Origin of the sequence: Colwellia sp. (assembly GCF_013214175.1) — a bacterium.
Taxonomy (GTDB): domain Bacteria; phylum Pseudomonadota; class Gammaproteobacteria; order Enterobacterales; family Alteromonadaceae; genus Colwellia.
In genome coordinates this window covers 20,191-34,362 of sequence record NZ_JABSPA010000012.1, presented here as the reverse complement: position 1 = coordinate 34,362, position 14,172 = coordinate 20,191, and the positions used below count along the sequence as shown (strand labels likewise).

The 14,172-nt window shown below is 39.0% G+C and carries 17 protein-coding genes; 12 read left to right on the top strand and 5 right to left on the bottom strand.

All coding sequences use genetic code 11. The features are described 5' to 3' along the window. Positions 1-44 precede the first annotated feature (44 nt). From fusA to HRT55_RS20030, 3 genes are all read right to left on the bottom strand, one after another. Positions 45-2,150: an elongation factor G gene (gene fusA, locus HRT55_RS20040; protein ID WP_291624107.1), complete on the bottom strand. Its 2,106-nt coding sequence runs from the start codon at positions 2,148-2,150 to the stop codon at positions 45-47. A 252-nt stretch (positions 2,151-2,402) separates the two neighbouring features. Further along, entirely contained in the window at positions 2,403-2,810 is a 408-nt protein-coding gene (locus HRT55_RS20035) for a diacylglycerol kinase (protein ID WP_291624106.1), read from the bottom strand. A gap of 273 nt (positions 2,811-3,083) precedes the next feature. Then, positions 3,084-4,916 (bottom strand): sulfatase-like hydrolase/transferase, encoded by a 1,833-nt coding sequence (locus HRT55_RS20030; protein WP_291624105.1) that lies wholly within the window; start codon positions 4,914-4,916, stop codon positions 3,084-3,086. Positions 4,917-5,336: 420 nt separating this feature from the next. On the opposite strand from HRT55_RS20030, the gene HRT55_RS20025 reads away from it, so the two are divergent. The 12 genes from HRT55_RS20025 (at position 5,337) to rpsQ (ending at position 12,262) form a co-directional block, all read left to right on the top strand. Further along, entirely contained in the window at positions 5,337-6,806 is a 1,470-nt protein-coding gene (locus tag HRT55_RS20025) for a carbon starvation protein A (protein ID WP_291624104.1), read from the top strand. A 443-nt stretch (positions 6,807-7,249) separates the two neighbouring features. Then, a complete protein-coding gene (gene rpsJ, locus HRT55_RS20020) occupies positions 7,250-7,561 on the top strand; it encodes a 30S ribosomal protein S10 (protein WP_019026497.1) in 312 nt (103 codons plus the stop codon). Positions 7,562-7,575: 14 nt separating this feature from the next. Further along, on the top strand, positions 7,576-8,214 hold the full coding sequence (gene rplC, locus HRT55_RS20015) for a 50S ribosomal protein L3 (RefSeq protein WP_291616333.1): 639 nt from the start codon (positions 7,576-7,578) through the stop codon (positions 8,212-8,214). A 16-nt stretch (positions 8,215-8,230) separates the two neighbouring features. Continuing rightward, positions 8,231-8,836, top strand: coding sequence for a 50S ribosomal protein L4 (gene rplD, locus HRT55_RS20010; RefSeq protein ID WP_019026499.1), 606 nt, complete (start codon positions 8,231-8,233; stop codon positions 8,834-8,836). Beyond that, positions 8,833-9,135, top strand: coding sequence for a 50S ribosomal protein L23 (gene rplW, locus HRT55_RS20005; RefSeq protein WP_011041720.1), 303 nt, complete (start codon positions 8,833-8,835; stop codon positions 9,133-9,135). Before rplD ends, rplW begins: the two co-directional genes overlap by 4 nt. A gap of 12 nt (positions 9,136-9,147) precedes the next feature. Next, positions 9,148-9,972: a 50S ribosomal protein L2 gene (rplB, locus tag HRT55_RS20000; RefSeq protein ID WP_291616339.1), complete on the top strand. Its 825-nt coding sequence runs from the start codon at positions 9,148-9,150 to the stop codon at positions 9,970-9,972. A 97-nt stretch (positions 9,973-10,069) separates the two neighbouring features. Continuing rightward, positions 10,070-10,345: a 30S ribosomal protein S19 gene (rpsS, locus tag HRT55_RS19995; RefSeq protein WP_011041718.1), complete on the top strand. Its 276-nt coding sequence runs from the start codon at positions 10,070-10,072 to the stop codon at positions 10,343-10,345. 10 nt (positions 10,346-10,355) lie between these two features. After that, on the top strand, positions 10,356-10,688 hold the full coding sequence (gene rplV, locus HRT55_RS19990; protein ID WP_019026501.1) for a 50S ribosomal protein L22: 333 nt from the start codon (positions 10,356-10,358) through the stop codon (positions 10,686-10,688). Between the two features lie 12 nt (positions 10,689-10,700). Next, complete coding sequence (rpsC, locus tag HRT55_RS19985) at positions 10,701-11,396, top strand: 30S ribosomal protein S3 (RefSeq protein ID WP_291616345.1); 696 nt, start codon at positions 10,701-10,703, stop codon at positions 11,394-11,396. Between the two features lie 10 nt (positions 11,397-11,406). Further along, the gene (rplP, locus tag HRT55_RS19980) at positions 11,407-11,820 is read left to right on the top strand and encodes a 50S ribosomal protein L16 (protein WP_291616347.1); all 414 of its coding nucleotides are present in this window, start codon (positions 11,407-11,409) and stop codon (positions 11,818-11,820) included. Next, complete coding sequence (gene rpmC, locus HRT55_RS19975) at positions 11,820-12,011, top strand: 50S ribosomal protein L29 (protein ID WP_019026504.1); 192 nt, start codon at positions 11,820-11,822, stop codon at positions 12,009-12,011. The genes rplP and rpmC overlap by 1 nt, the downstream gene beginning before the upstream one ends. Next, positions 12,011-12,262 carry a 30S ribosomal protein S17 gene (rpsQ, locus tag HRT55_RS19970; protein WP_291624103.1) on the top strand — a complete coding sequence of 84 codons (252 nt, stop codon included), beginning with the start codon at positions 12,011-12,013 and terminating at the stop codon, positions 12,260-12,262. The genes rpmC and rpsQ overlap by 1 nt, the downstream gene beginning before the upstream one ends. Before the next feature lie 394 nt (positions 12,263-12,656). Here the strand turns inward: rpsQ and HRT55_RS19965 are convergent, their stop codons facing one another. Together HRT55_RS19965 and HRT55_RS19960 are read right to left on the bottom strand one after the other, a co-directional pair. Continuing rightward, the gene (locus tag HRT55_RS19965) at positions 12,657-13,649 is read right to left on the bottom strand and encodes a hypothetical protein (RefSeq protein ID WP_291624102.1); all 993 of its coding nucleotides are present in this window, start codon (positions 13,647-13,649) and stop codon (positions 12,657-12,659) included. A gap of 91 nt (positions 13,650-13,740) precedes the next feature. Continuing rightward, positions 13,741-14,154 (bottom strand): hypothetical protein, encoded by a 414-nt coding sequence (locus HRT55_RS19960; protein ID WP_291624101.1) that lies wholly within the window; start codon positions 14,152-14,154, stop codon positions 13,741-13,743. Between the last annotated feature and the right edge of the window lie 18 nt (positions 14,155-14,172).

The window sequence follows — 14,172 nt, the reverse complement described above, 5'->3', positions numbered from 1 at the left end:
AAAACCTACCGAAGTAGGCTTTTAAATTAACAGCTAAGTGTTAACTACTTTCTAGCAGCATCTTTAGCTATTTTAGCAGCTTTAACTTCAGCAATTACTGTTTCAGCTACGTTATTAGGACAAGGCATGTAGTGAGAGAATTCCATAGAGAATTGACCACGGCCTGATGTCATTGTACGTAATGTTCCGATGTAACCGAACATTTCTGAAAGAGGAACGTCAGCTTGAATACGAACACCAGAAACACCAGCGACTTGACCTGCGATCATGCCACGACGACGGTTTAAATCACCAATAACATCACCAACGTGATCATCAGGCGTAAACACATCAACTTTCATGATAGGTTCGATTAACTGAGCACCAGCTTTTGGAATTGACTGACGGAAAGCACCTTTAGCAGCGATTTCAAATGCAACAGCAGATGAATCGACAGCATGGAAGCCACCATCAAATAATTCAATTTCAACATCTAATACAGGGAAACCAGCAAGAACACCAGTATCCATCATGCCTTTGAAGCCTTTCTCGATTGCCGGGAAGAATTCTTTAGGTACATTACCACCAACAACTTTTGATGTGAATACGAAACCAGAACCAGGTTCGCCGGGCTTGATACGGTAATCAATTTTACCGAACTGACCAGAACCACCAGATTGTTTCTTATGTGTGTAAGAATCTTCAATCTCTTGCGTGATTGTTTCACGGTATGCAACTTGTGGCTTACCAACTTCTAATTCAACACCGTAGGTACGTTTTAGAATATCTACTTTGATATCTAAGTGAAGTTCACCCATACCAGATAAAATCGTTTCACCTGAATCTTGATCAGTTTCAACTTTAAAAGTAGGATCTTCTGCAACCATCTTACCGATAGCAATACCCATTTTCTCAGTTGAACCTTTATCTTTTGGTGTTACAGAGATTGAAATTACAGGCTTAGGGAATACCATAGCTTCTAGGATGATTGGATCTTTAGGATCACATAATGTGTGACCTGTCTGAACGTTACCTTTCATACCAACAATCGCGATGATATCACCAGCTTGCGCTGAAGTAAGTTCGTTACGTTCATCGGCTTGCATTTCACACATACGACCAACACGCTCAGTTTTACCTGTAGCAGCATTAAGAATTGTATCGCCTTTCTTCAAAGTACCTGAATAGATACGTACGAAAGTTAATGTACCAAATCTGTCATCAGTGATTTTGAATGCTAATGCTTTGAATGTTGCATCTGCAGTAACGATTGCGTATTCACCATTCGGCTCACCTTCTTCATCAGTAAGTGGTTGTGGATTAACATCTGTAGGTGAAGGCAAGTAATCAACAACAGCATCAAGAATTAATTGAATACCTTTGTTTTTAAATGCAGATGCACCGTAAGTTGGGAAGAAAGTCATATCACGAGTACCAGTACGGATACACGCTTTGATTTGTTCTATAGTAGGAACCATTTCCCCTTCTAAGAACTCCATCAACATGTCTTCATCAACTTCTAAAGCTGTTTCAATTAACTTCACACGGTACTCAGCAGCTTTTTCTACCATGTCTGCTGGAATATCAGTGATTTCGTAGTTTTCTGGTTCGCCAGAGTCATCCCAGATGTAAGCTTTTTCAGATAATAAATCAACTAAACCTACGAACTCATCTTCAGTACCAATAGGTAAGGTCATTATTAAAGGGTTAGCACCTAAAACGTTTTTAACTTGATCACAAACACGGTAGAAATCAGCGCCTAAACGGTCAAGTTTGTTAACCATGATGATACGAGCAACTTTTGAGTCGTTCGCGTAACGCCAGTTAGTTTCTGATTGTGGTTCAACACCACCAGAACCACAGAATACACCAATACCACCATCAAGAACTTTAAGTGAACGGTAAACTTCAACAGTGAAATCAACGTGACCAGGAGTATCGATAACGTTGAAACGGTGATCGTCCCAAAAACAGCTTACCGCAGCAGACTGGATGGTAATACCGCGCTCAGCTTCTTGTTCCATGAAGTCAGTCGTTGACTCGCCGTCATGTACTTCACCAGTTTTATGGATCATACCGGTTAATTTAAGGATACGTTCAGTTGTTGTGGTTTTACCAGCATCAACGTGAGCGAAAATACCAATGTTTCTGTATTTGGATAAATCTGCCATTACTTTACTCTATTTAAGTCGCTACTAAAAAAGCGGAATTGTTGAAAATTTGCGCGCGAGTATACCATTAACAATACCAAATCCATAGAAAATTGATAAAAAATTTGTTAAGCCATCTTATTTTAAATAGTACTTTTTTATCAAATGAGCCTCCAGTAATTTATTACCTATATAATAGGTAATAAAAAATCCAGTACTACAAATTATCTTAAGCTGCAGCCAAATAGGTGTTAATTTTAGACTAAGTGAATGCTAGCTTAAGTAATTATCAAATAAGATACCGCCCCAAGTAACGACACAAATACAAAGGGCTAAAAATACCGCCGCAGAGCCAAGATCTTTTGCTCGACCTGACAGTTCATGGTGTTCAAGGCCAATTCGGTCTACCACAGCTTCTATCGCTGAATTTATAACTTCCACTAACAGTAATAATATTAAAGAGCTTAATAATAATGCTAACTGCATACCGCTGGAGGCAATAAATAAACTAAGAGGAATTAAGCAAAGGCATAAACACAACTCCTGCCTAAATGCTGACTCATGTTTATACGCGGCTTGTAAACCGAGCAAAGAACAACGCGTTGCTTTTAAGATTCGTGTAAAACCTGAACCGTTTGGTTTATTTTTTATCTCTGCTTGTGCCGAGTAATTTTCGTTCATATTCATAATACCCGTTACTAATCAAGGTGCATGCTTCAGAGTGTTTGAGCAATTTCAATTCAAGGCGCTGTGATGAAATAATGGTTATTCCATTATAAATCACAGCAACGATGAAGTGATGTTGTTCAAGCGCTTCTTCGATGGGTTTAAAATGACTTTATAGTAAGTTAAAGAAACAAATTATAGAGTGACTATACAAAACCTACTCTCCTTACCTCATGTCATTTTAACTCCCACTGAATCCTTGCACTATGAATAGTAATGGGTATGAACCTACTGAAGAAAGTGGCTATCCTGCTGTCGCAAGATTTGCAGTTGTTGATAGTTAATGGTATCAGGTTTTTTATTCAAATCGTCAATATGGTATTTATTGGTTAACAAGCCACTGGAATAAACGGTATTACCTACTAGATAAGCTTTATCAATATAGCTCGCCATAGCAACGCCTCGCTGCATGGGTAAGTCAAACAAATCAAAGCCCGAACTAAAGTTCGATAACGGTGAAGTGCTATTTAATACATGTCTTAATAGTGTTGGTACTATATCAACATGAGCAGAGCGATTAATTTGCTTAACTAAATCATTTCCCCCTGGAATATGCATTACTAACGGCACTCTGGTTTGTGCTTGAGTAAAGTTACTACCATGCCCCCAATAGCCTTGTTCATTATCATTGAATTCTTCACCGTGGTCTGAAGTGATAATAATGACGGTATTTTTATCTTGACCAATATCAATCACTGCTTGATGAATTTTCTTAAATAGCGAATCAATATAATGTAGAGAATTCTGGTAGTCATTTAAAAACGGCTGAGCATTAATATGTTTGTTAACGAGAAATTCAGCGGTCACCTTAGGTGTAGGTATAAATTTCCTATGCTGTTCAGGGTAGTCATAATCATGATGTGATGAAGTCAAAAACACAAACTTAAACCAAGGTTTATCACGACTAGCCGACTTAATATCAGCGATAACGTTATCGGCTACTTGTTTATCATTTTTGCTGCTACTGCCCTGCTTTGGGTAAATATAAAGAGGCTCTGATATTTCGCCAAAAAACATTGCTTTCATAGCAAAGCGATTAAAATTAGAGCCGCTGTATGAGCTGATATTGTAACCCTGTTGGGCAAAGCTTTTAGTGAGCATACTTTGATGCTTAAAAGGGGCTGATTGGGCACTTGCTAAATAACTCGGATTTAAACCATACATCAAACTAAATAACCCCGAGACAGTGACATTACCGCCACTGTAATGGTTTTCAAATTGATGACTCTTTTTAGCAAACTCCGAAATATAAGGGGTTATGTCACTGGTCAGCATATCAGCCCGCCAACTTTCAACAACAAATAACAATACATTAAGTGGCGTATTGTTATCACTTTCATCAAAAACAAGTGGCTTAATTGGATAGTTAAAACGTTGCGAAGATACTTTATTCTCAATGATGGGTTCATTGCTTGAAGTATTAACCACAAGTAATTCTGGGAATTTTTTTTGTAACTTTTTCATCATGCCCGTTGACGTTATGGGGGCGTAATAAGGCATATAAGGAGTGTATGTCAGAATACTTTCTTGCTTAGTGTAGTTACCCCAAATATGTATGCCTTGACCCAAGAGAAAAAGGCTAATAATACCAATATTAACTAGGGCAGTTTTCATATTGGCTAACTGCTTAGCTTTGCCATAAATAAATACTTGTAGGGCGACAACAGCAATAGCTACAATAATAACCAGTAAACTCATGCCCCAAGATAAACCTATACCTTGAAAATCAAAGATAGCCATTTCTATAAAAAGCATATCGATATGAAAGCGATAAATATTAAAGACCAAAATATCTGCCAGTAAAAAAATATCGAGTAGTACTTTCGGAATAATGATCAACACAGCAACTTTATTACTATATAACAGTGGCGTTAACATCAAGGTCAGTAGCAAACAAACTAGATAATAATAACTTGGGATACTCAGACCATAGATATAAGTGCTAAAAGTCCCATGCTGGTAAGCTGAATATATAAATACAGTTAACAGCGCTAGGCTAGTAACAAAACTGATGAATACATAACGAGTGACAAATTGTAGGTGATTTAATAAAGTTTTCATTACAGTGCCGGCGAATTCAGCAACAGAGTATTAGCTGAATATCATCATAAGGGATAGGTGCATAAATTCTAATCCAATGAAACTTTACAAACAGTTACACAAGTGTCACAAAGATGTAAATTTGGTCGACGAGAGTGTAAGGAACTCAATAACAGATGTAAATTTATGTAAGAGTTACATTTTTGGTTTTGGTGGCTTAACTTAAATAAGTTAAGTTAATTAATTTTACTGAATTAAATAAAGAGTGGCTAAGTGGAGTACCACAACAGATAATCAACCATAACGTTTATTAACATTTAAGTTGCAGTCTTCATCAGCAAGCTAGCGTACTGTCAAACTATCAAACTATCCAACTATCAAAGTACAATCCCTTGCTGATTCATTAAGCTGTAATTTAACCTTCTATAGGACACCTATTATATGATTATCTTTTTTATATGTATAACGCTGCTAATTTTAGGGTATAAATTTTACAGCCCCTTTGTTGAAAAACAGGCAGGGATTGATCCTAGCGTAAAAACACCGCAAATACGTTTTGAAGAAGGCGTAGATTATGTCGCCATACATCCGGTGAAAGCCTTTCTCATTCAATTTTTAAACATTGCCGGTGTTGGACCAATATTTGGACCCATCCTCGGAGCACTTTATGGTCCTATTGCCTTAGTTTGGATTGTGATAGGTAATATTCTCGGTGGTGCTGTCCATGATTATTTCTCTGGCGTAATGAGTATCAAAGAAGACGGTAAAAGCCTGCCAGAAATAGCAGGTAAGTACTTTAATGTTTTCTATAAAGGCATAATGCTTATTTTTACTGCCATGCTACTTTTCTTTGTTGGCGTAGTTTTTATCATGAGCCCCGCAGGTTTACTGGGTAGTTTAAGTTACTTTGAAGGAACCTTCCTTGAGGGCAATACTTTTTGGGTATTTCTTATTTTAGGTTATTACTTCCTGGCAACATTATTACCTATCGATAAAATCATAACTAAGCTCTACCCGCTATTTGGTTTACTTATGATAGTAATGACCACGCTGATCGCTATTTCATTATTATTCAATGCGCCGAACTTACCGGTAATGGGCGATTTTCTTGGCTACTTCAATCATGATCATTTTAATCATGACTTCTTAGAACCAAATCCTGATGGTTTACCGGTTTGGCCATTGTTATTCATTACTATTACCTGTGGTGCAATCAGTGGTTTTCACTCCACTCAAGCTCCTATTATGGCGCGCTGCTTAACCAATGAAAAATATGTTCGTCCCGTTTATTATGGTGCCATGATATCAGAAGGTGTTGTCGGCTGTGTTTGGGCGCTAGCCGGTATTGCAGCATTCCCTGAAGGCTATACCGAACTAAAAGCGATGTTAGACCAAGGTGGTCCAGGGCTAGTGGTTAATCATATTGCCACCAGTTACCTAGGTGCTTTAGGCGGTATTATGGCAATTGTTGCGGTGGCTATATTCCCAATCACCTCAGGTGATACAGCCTTTAGATCATTACGCTTAACTATAGTTGATGCCTTTAATATTCCACAAAGTATGCGTAATCGTATTTTATTAGCGGTACCTATTTTAGTCATTGCCTACTTTATGACTAAAATCGATTTCTCGCTCATTTGGCGCTACTTTGCTTTTTCAAATATGCTACTTTCAACCAGCGTACTCTGGTTGGCGACTAAGTACCTGTTTGACCGTGGCACCTTCCATTGGGTAGTGAGTATCCCGGCAATCATTGGTACCAGTATAACGGTGTCATATATAGCAACCGCAGGTATAGGTTTTAACATCCCTGCCGACTATAGCCAAGCTATAGCTATAGGTGTGGCGATATTATTGTTAACAACTTTAACATTCTTGCACGTTAAACGTGCTAGCCCCGCACAAAGTTAGCCTTTAACATATCAATGACACATCAATGACACATCAATGACACATCACTTTAGTTGAAAATAAGGTGATGTGTTCTACTGAGCCGTTAAATAATAAGGCTATTCTGCAACTATGCCTCTACAGCACGTAACTTATGCAGTTTCCTATCCCACTGAAAACGCCTTAATTAACAATTATCAGCAAGAAAGCTTGCACACAACAAGCTTTCTTGTATAATACGCGCTCGCATTCAGCCAAATTGAGTGTGCTTTGCTAAAGACTTTTACTAAAACTTTTATGGTTAAGTAAAGCTTGTAGCACTAAATAAAGAAGAACTAGATTCTTGTTTATTTCACAGCAGCTCTAATTTTGAGTTGAATGTTTATAGTTAACACACCCCCTTCCGGCACATAAGGAAGTAGAGGGTCGTGTTTTTTTGTTCTTTAAAAAGGGGATTTGTCTTCATGTCAAATCAAAGAATTCGCATTCGTTTGAAAGCGTTCGATCATCGTTTGATTGATCAATCTACAGCAGAAATCGTTGATACTGCAAAACGTACTGGCGCACAGGTTCGTGGTCCTATTCCACTTCCTACACGCAAAGAACGTTTCACTATCTTGACTTCTCCACACGTTAACAAAGATGCACGTGATCAGTACGAAATTCGTACTCACAAGCGTCTGATTGATATCGTTGAGCCAACTGAAAAGACTGTAGACGCATTAATGCGTTTAGATCTTGCAGCTGGTGTTGATGTTCAAATCAGCTTGGGCTAAGAGGAGTTTTAACAATGACTATAGGTCTAGTTGGACGTAAAGTAGGTATGACACGTGTCTTCACAGAAGATGGCGTATCTGTACCTGTAACCGTTCTTGAAGTTGAAGCAAACCGTGTTGCTCAGGTTAAAACTGTAGACAACGATGGTTATGCAGCAATACAAGTTACTACTGGCAAGCGTAGAGCAAGCCGTGTAACAAAACCAGCTGCGGGTCATTTCGCTAAAGCAGGTATCGAAGCAGGCCGCGGCTTGTGGGAATTCCGCTTAAACGAAAATGAAGGTAGTGATATTGAAGCCGGCAGTGAACTAACTGTTTCAGTTTTCAATGACATCAAATTAGTAGACGTTACTGGTACATCGAAAGGTAAAGGCTTCCAAGGCGGTATTAAACGCTGGAACTTTACTATGCAACATGCAACGCATGGTGTTTCGTTATCACATAGATCAAACGGTTCGTTAGGTCAATGTCAAACACCAGGTCGCGTTTTCAAAGGCAAAAAGATGTCTGGTCACATGGGTGCTGTGCGCGTTACTACACAAAACCTTGAATTGGTTCGCGTTGACGCAGAACGTAACTTGTTGCTTGTTAAAGGCGCAGTTCCGGGTGCTATCAATGGCAACGTAATCATCAAACCAGCTGTTAAAGCTTAGTCCAGGAGATTTTCTAATGGAATTATCATTAAAAGACGCAACAGGTGCTCTTGAAGTATCTGAAGCAACTTTTGGACGTGAGTTTAACGAAGCGTTAGTACATCAAGTAGTAGTTGCATATGCAGCTGGCGCTCGTCAAGGTACTCGTGCTCAGAAAACTCGTTCAGAAGTGAGCGGCGGTGGTGCAAAACCATGGCGTCAAAAAGGTACTGGCCGTGCACGTGCCGGTACTACTCGTGGTCCAATCTGGCGTTCTGGTGGCGTAACATTCGCTGCTAAACCTCAAGATCACAGCCAAAAAGTTAACCGTAAAATGTATCGTGGTGCTATCGCTAGCATCCTATCTGAACTAGTTCGTCAAGACCGTTTAGTAGTAGTTAACGATTTTTCGGTAGAAACGCCTAAAACTAAAGAACTTGTTGCTAAGTTAAAAGGTTTAGAGCTTAAAGACGTATTGATTGTAACGAAAGAAGTTGACGAGAACTTGTTCTTATCAGCACGCAACTTGTACAAAGTTGACGTTCGTGACGTTGCAGCAATCGACCCAGTAAGCTTGGTTGGTTTCGAAAAAGTTTTAATCACTGCAGATGCAATTAAAGAAATTGAGGGGATTTTAGCATGATAAACGAAGAACGTTTGTTGAAAGTGCTTTTAGCACCGAATATTTCTGAAAAAGCAACTACAGCCGCTGAAGCAAACAACACTGTTGTTTTCAAAGTAGCTACAGATGCAACTAAAGCTGAAATTAAAGCCGCAGTTGAGAAACTTTTTGAAGTTACAGTTGAAGGTGTTAATACACTTAATGTTAAGGGTAAAGTAAAACGTACCGGTGCTCGTTTTGGTCGTCGTAACGACTGGAAAAAAGCCTACGTTACTCTTGCAGAAGGTAGTGACATCGACTTCGTTGGCGCGGAATCATAAGGAGCAGTTAAAATGGCTATAGTAAAATGTAAACCTACTTCTCCGGGTCGTCGTCACCTAGTTAAAGTGGTAAACAAAGAGCTTCATACAGGTAAGCCTTATGCACCATTATTAGACACTAAGTCTAAGTCTGGTGGTCGTAACAATAATGGTCGCATTACGGTTCGTCACATTGGTGGTGGTCATAAGCAACATTATCGTATCGTTGATTTTAAACGTAATAAAGATGGCATTCCAGCCAAAATAGAACGTTTAGAATACGATCCAAACCGAAGCGCTAACATCGCATTAGTTTTATATGCAGATGGTGAACGTCGTTACATCTTAGCCCCTAAAGGCTTAAGCGCTGGAGATACTATCCAGTCAGGTGTTGATGCTCCTATCAAAGCTGGTAACACTATGCCGTTACGTAACCTACCATTAGGTAGCGTTATTCACGCAATCGAACTTAAACCAGGCAAGGGCGCGCAAATTGCACGTGCTGCTGGTACTTACGCACAATTAGTTGCGAAAGATGGTGCTTACGTTACTTTACGTCTTCGCTCTGGCGAAATGCGTAAAGTTGAAGCAGATTGTCGTGCTACTTTAGGTGAAATCGGCAACTCTGAACACATGCTTCGCCAACTTGGTAAAGCTGGTGCTTCACGCTGGCGCGGTGTTCGCCCAACTGTTCGTGGTGTTGCCATGAACCCAGTTGATCACCCACACGGTGGTGGTGAAGGTAAAACATCTGGCGGTCGTCATCCGGTATCACCTTGGGGTGTACCAACTAAGGGTTACAAGACTCGCTCGAACAAACGTACTGATAAATTTATCGTTCGTCGTCGTACTAAGTAATTAGTACATTAAACTAATATTCTGATTGCTTGAACTTAGTAAACTTTTGTTAATGCTAAGTTCAACATGAAGAATTTGAATTATATAAGGATTCACCATGCCACGTTCCCTCAAGAAAGGTCCATTTATTGACCTACACTTGTTGACGAAGGTAGAGAAAGCGGTGGAAAGCGGGAATAAAAAGCCAATTAAGACTTGGTCCCGTCGTTCAATGATCATTCCTACAATGATCGGATTGACCATCGCTGTCCATAATGGCCGTCAACACGTTCCTGTATTTGTAACCGAAGAAATGATCGGTCACAAATTAGGCGAATTTGCACCAACTCGTACTTATCGCGGTCATGTCGCTGATAAGAAAGCGAAGAAATAGGGGAAATTGAATGCAAGCAATAGCTATACATAAATTTGCCCGCGGTTCTGCTCAGAAAGCGCGTTTAGTTGCGGATCAAATCCGTGGCGTAAATGTTGAGAAAGCACTTGAAATTCTAACTTACAGCAACAAGAAAGCTGCTGAGTTAGTTAAAAAAGTACTTAACTCAGCTATCGCAAATGCCGAGCATAACGAAGGTGCAGATATTGATGAATTATTCGTTAAAACTATTTTAATTGACGATGGTCCAACAATGAAACGTATTATGCCACGTGCGAAAGGCCGAGCCGATCGCATCATCAAGCGCACTAGTCACATCACTGTGATCGTGTCTGATTCTTAGGAGTATATTAGTATGGGTCAAAAAGTTCATCCTAACGGTATTCGCTTAGGTATCACGAAACCTTTCGCGTCTACTTGGTTTGCAAGCACAAAAGATTTTGCTAGCAACTTAGCCGGCGACCACAAGGTTCGCGAATTTTTAAAAGAAAAGCTTAAACGTGCATCACTTTCAAAAGTGATAATCGAACGTCCAGCTAAATCTATCCGCGTAACAATTCACACGGCTCGTCCGGGTGTTGTTATCGGTAAGAAAGGCGAAGATGTTGAGAAACTACGTTTAGCAATTACTAAAATTGCTGGTGTTCCTGCTCAAATCAACATCGCTGAAGTACGTAAGCCAGAAATGGATGCGCAGCTTGTTGCAGACAGCATTGCTAGTCAATTAGAACGTCGTGTTATGTTCCGTCGCGCTATGAAGCGTGCAGTTCAAAACGCAATGCGTCTTGGCGCTAAAGGCATCAAAGTACAAGTTAGTGGTCGTTTAGGCGGCGCTGATATCGCACGTGCTGAATGGTATCGTGAAGGTCGTGTACCTTTACATACATTACGTGCTGATATTGACTACGCAATTGCGCGTGGTAACACTACTTATGGTGTAATTGGTATCAAAGTTTGGATCTTTAAAGGTGAAATCATTGGCAAAATGCCATTGCAAGTAGAGCAACCAGCTGCTAAACCTAAAAGAAAAAACACCCGCAAAGCGAAGTAAGGAATAAGTAATGTTACAACCAAAACGTACTAAATTCCGTAAGCAACATAAACTACGTAACCGTGGCTTAGCACACGTAGGTAGTTCAGTTAGCTTCGGTACTTTCGGTTTGAAATCACTTGAACGTGGTCGTATGACTGCGCGCCAAATTGAAGCTGCTCGTCGTGCCATGACTCGTCATGTTAAACGTCAAGGCAAAATCTGGATACGCGTATTCCCTGATAAGCCAATTACTAAAAAACCTCTTGAGGTTCGTATGGGTAAAGGTAAGGGTTCTGTAGAATATTGGGTTTGCCAAATTCTTCCAGGTCGTGTTCTTTATGAAATGGAAGGTGTTTCGGAAGAAATCGCGCGTGAAGCTTTTGCTTTAGCCGCTTCTAAACTACCATTCAAAACTTCCTTCGTAACTAGGACAGCATTGTAATGAAAGTTAGTGAACTTAAAGCAAAAAGCATTGAAGAGCTTAACGCTGAATTACTAGAACTTCTTCGCGAGCAGTTTAACTACCGCATGCAAGCAAGCACTGGTCAATTAGCACAAACTCATTTGCTAAAAATCGTACGTCGCAATATTGCACGTGTTAAGACTATCATCACTGAAAAGGCAGGTAAGTAATGAGCGAAGTTAAAATCCGCACAGTACAAGGCGTTGTTATCAGTAACAAGATGGATAAGTCTATCGTTGTAATGATCGAACGTCGCGTAAAGCATCCTATGTACGGTAAATACATCACGCGTTCAACTAAGTTGAAAGCACATGATGAAGCTAACGTATGTAACGAAGGCGATATCGTAACTATTACTGAAGTTGCACCAATTTCTAAGTCTAAAAACTGGAAATTAGTTGACGTAATCAGAAAAGCTTAATTTAGTATTTATACTTAATTAAACTTTAAATAGTTGCCAAAAGACCTTAACATTAATTTGTTAAGGTCTTTTTTATGCGTGAAATAAAGTAAAAGAAATTGTCAGAATTTCTAAGTCTACTCATAAAGATAAGTGGAAATTAGTTGACGTAATTAGAAAAGCTTAATTTAGTATTTATACTTAATTAAACTTTAAATAGTTGCCAAAAGACCTTAACATTTATTTGTTAAGGTCTTTTTTTATGTGTGAAAGAAAGTAAAATAAATTGTGATAATTTCTAAGTCTGCAGCCCTCACTTTTAAAGATAAGGACTGTAGCCTGTCGAAAAGAAAACTTATTAATGACATAACATGGCTGTTGTAACCTAAAGGTCTAATAATAACTCCACCTAGGATTATTCTGCGCCTTTAACAGCCAATAAAAAATCGTTATCACCTTTATAATAAATAAAGTCATCATCACTATAAAAAGCCTCTTCGGCAAAACCTTGCTTCCTCGCTAAAGTGACGTATAAAAGTAGCTTTTCTTTATCTCGCTTTAAGGAATAGTGGCAGGCAAGATTAAAAAGCAAGGTACTGTTACTAATTTTTTTTATATCTATATTAGACAGTATATGTTCTTCAGCCCTATCAAAGATTGTTGGTTCTTTGGTGCGCATGCTGAGTATTATCGCAAAGCTAGCAACATAAGTGCTGCTTGTTGCTACCTCTGAGTGAGGAAGGACAAGGTCAACATAACTATCAAAGACTCTGAGTGCTACTTTATGCTCATCTTTATTAATATACTCAAGCATAAGGTTTGCAGTATAAGCCGCTAAGTCATGGGGAAAAGAACCCTTTTTTTGATATTCTTTAACTGACTCTTCTGATAATTCTAAATAGCTATCAATCTCTGCAGAATCTATTAATGCCGCTTTATATTTTACCCTTAATTTAGAAAGGGCATTTTCATATGCTTCTTGTTCTTTTTCCTGTATTTGCAAAAGTAATAGCTCCTGCCTATACGCTTTATCTTCTTTAATCCTTATGGATAGCTCAGAAGGCTCATAACTAACAACAAAGAGCGTTACAACTGCAATGACAACCGAGGCTAACCAAGCATAAGAAAACAGCGTGAATCCCCTGTCAGTAGAAAATAAAGCGGCAACACCAATACCTAGGTAAGTAAATAGCAGTGTAACCTGTATAATTTTACTTGTTATGGCGCTATTAGATGGAACATGGGTTGCATGTGACAAGAGAAATATTGAGCCAAGACAAATAGCTATAGTAGATAATACCACCGCCCATATTAAGCCTGCTTGCCCACCTAGCTTGTGCGCACAAAAAAGTAGCATAAGCTCTGCAACAATCAGGTATTTAAATATATTTATAGCATCAGTCGACATTTTAACTCTTTAGCATTTGGAAGTTATAATAAAAGGAGGGAATAGAAGTCTTTTAAATCTAGATGAAACTCACTAATTAACTTAATGCTAATTATTTATCTGTAAAACGTCGATAGCTTACTCGTAACACCAAGAACAAAATAGGTAAGCTAAAACTGAGAAGCCAAAAATAAAAATAGAATTCAAGAGCAACCCCTTCTTTAAAATATAAAGCCAACGAGTGTAGCCCTAATGACAGGTAGGCAGAATAGCAAAGGCAAGCTAATGCAATCATCATCGACTCACCTTCTACTTTCGAAGTATCAGCAGGCGCATTAGCAAATGACCGGCCTAAATTTTTACCCCATACTACGGCAAAATATACGGCTATTGATATTAGAAACGAACTAATGACAAAACCGGCATTACCTGCAAAGTAACCCAAAGAAAAAAGTAGGGTAACGGCAATAATAGTAAAATAACTAAATGTTGCAAGGTCATCCATACGAATGTTTCTTACTTTCATAACGTCTCTCCTCGTGGA

Bases quoted from the DNA above. Each gene is read 5' to 3' on its own strand.
- fusA (WP_291624107.1), bottom strand. From the start codon at position 2,150: ATGGCAGATTTATCCAAATACAGAAACATTGGTATTTTCGCTCACGTT.
- HRT55_RS20035 (WP_291624106.1), bottom strand. From the start codon at position 2,810: ATGAACGAAAATTACTCGGCACAAGCAGAGATAAAAAATAAACCAAAC.
- HRT55_RS20030 (WP_291624105.1), bottom strand. From the start codon at position 4,916: ATGAAAACTTTATTAAATCACCTACAATTTGTCACTCGTTATGTATTC.
- HRT55_RS20025 (WP_291624104.1), top strand. From the start codon at position 5,337: ATGATTATCTTTTTTATATGTATAACGCTGCTAATTTTAGGGTATAAA.
- rpsJ (WP_019026497.1), top strand. From the start codon at position 7,250: ATGTCAAATCAAAGAATTCGCATTCGTTTGAAAGCGTTCGATCATCGT.
- rplC (WP_291616333.1), top strand. From the start codon at position 7,576: ATGACTATAGGTCTAGTTGGACGTAAAGTAGGTATGACACGTGTCTTC.
- rplD (WP_019026499.1), top strand. From the start codon at position 8,231: ATGGAATTATCATTAAAAGACGCAACAGGTGCTCTTGAAGTATCTGAA.
- rplW (WP_011041720.1), top strand. From the start codon at position 8,833: ATGATAAACGAAGAACGTTTGTTGAAAGTGCTTTTAGCACCGAATATT.
- rplB (WP_291616339.1), top strand. From the start codon at position 9,148: ATGGCTATAGTAAAATGTAAACCTACTTCTCCGGGTCGTCGTCACCTA.
- rpsS (WP_011041718.1), top strand. From the start codon at position 10,070: ATGCCACGTTCCCTCAAGAAAGGTCCATTTATTGACCTACACTTGTTG.
- rplV (WP_019026501.1), top strand. From the start codon at position 10,356: ATGCAAGCAATAGCTATACATAAATTTGCCCGCGGTTCTGCTCAGAAA.
- rpsC (WP_291616345.1), top strand. From the start codon at position 10,701: ATGGGTCAAAAAGTTCATCCTAACGGTATTCGCTTAGGTATCACGAAA.
- rplP (WP_291616347.1), top strand. From the start codon at position 11,407: ATGTTACAACCAAAACGTACTAAATTCCGTAAGCAACATAAACTACGT.
- rpmC (WP_019026504.1), top strand. From the start codon at position 11,820: ATGAAAGTTAGTGAACTTAAAGCAAAAAGCATTGAAGAGCTTAACGCT.
- rpsQ (WP_291624103.1), top strand. From the start codon at position 12,011: ATGAGCGAAGTTAAAATCCGCACAGTACAAGGCGTTGTTATCAGTAAC.
- HRT55_RS19965 (WP_291624102.1), bottom strand. From the start codon at position 13,649: ATGTCGACTGATGCTATAAATATATTTAAATACCTGATTGTTGCAGAG.
- HRT55_RS19960 (WP_291624101.1), bottom strand. From the start codon at position 14,154: ATGAAAGTAAGAAACATTCGTATGGATGACCTTGCAACATTTAGTTAT.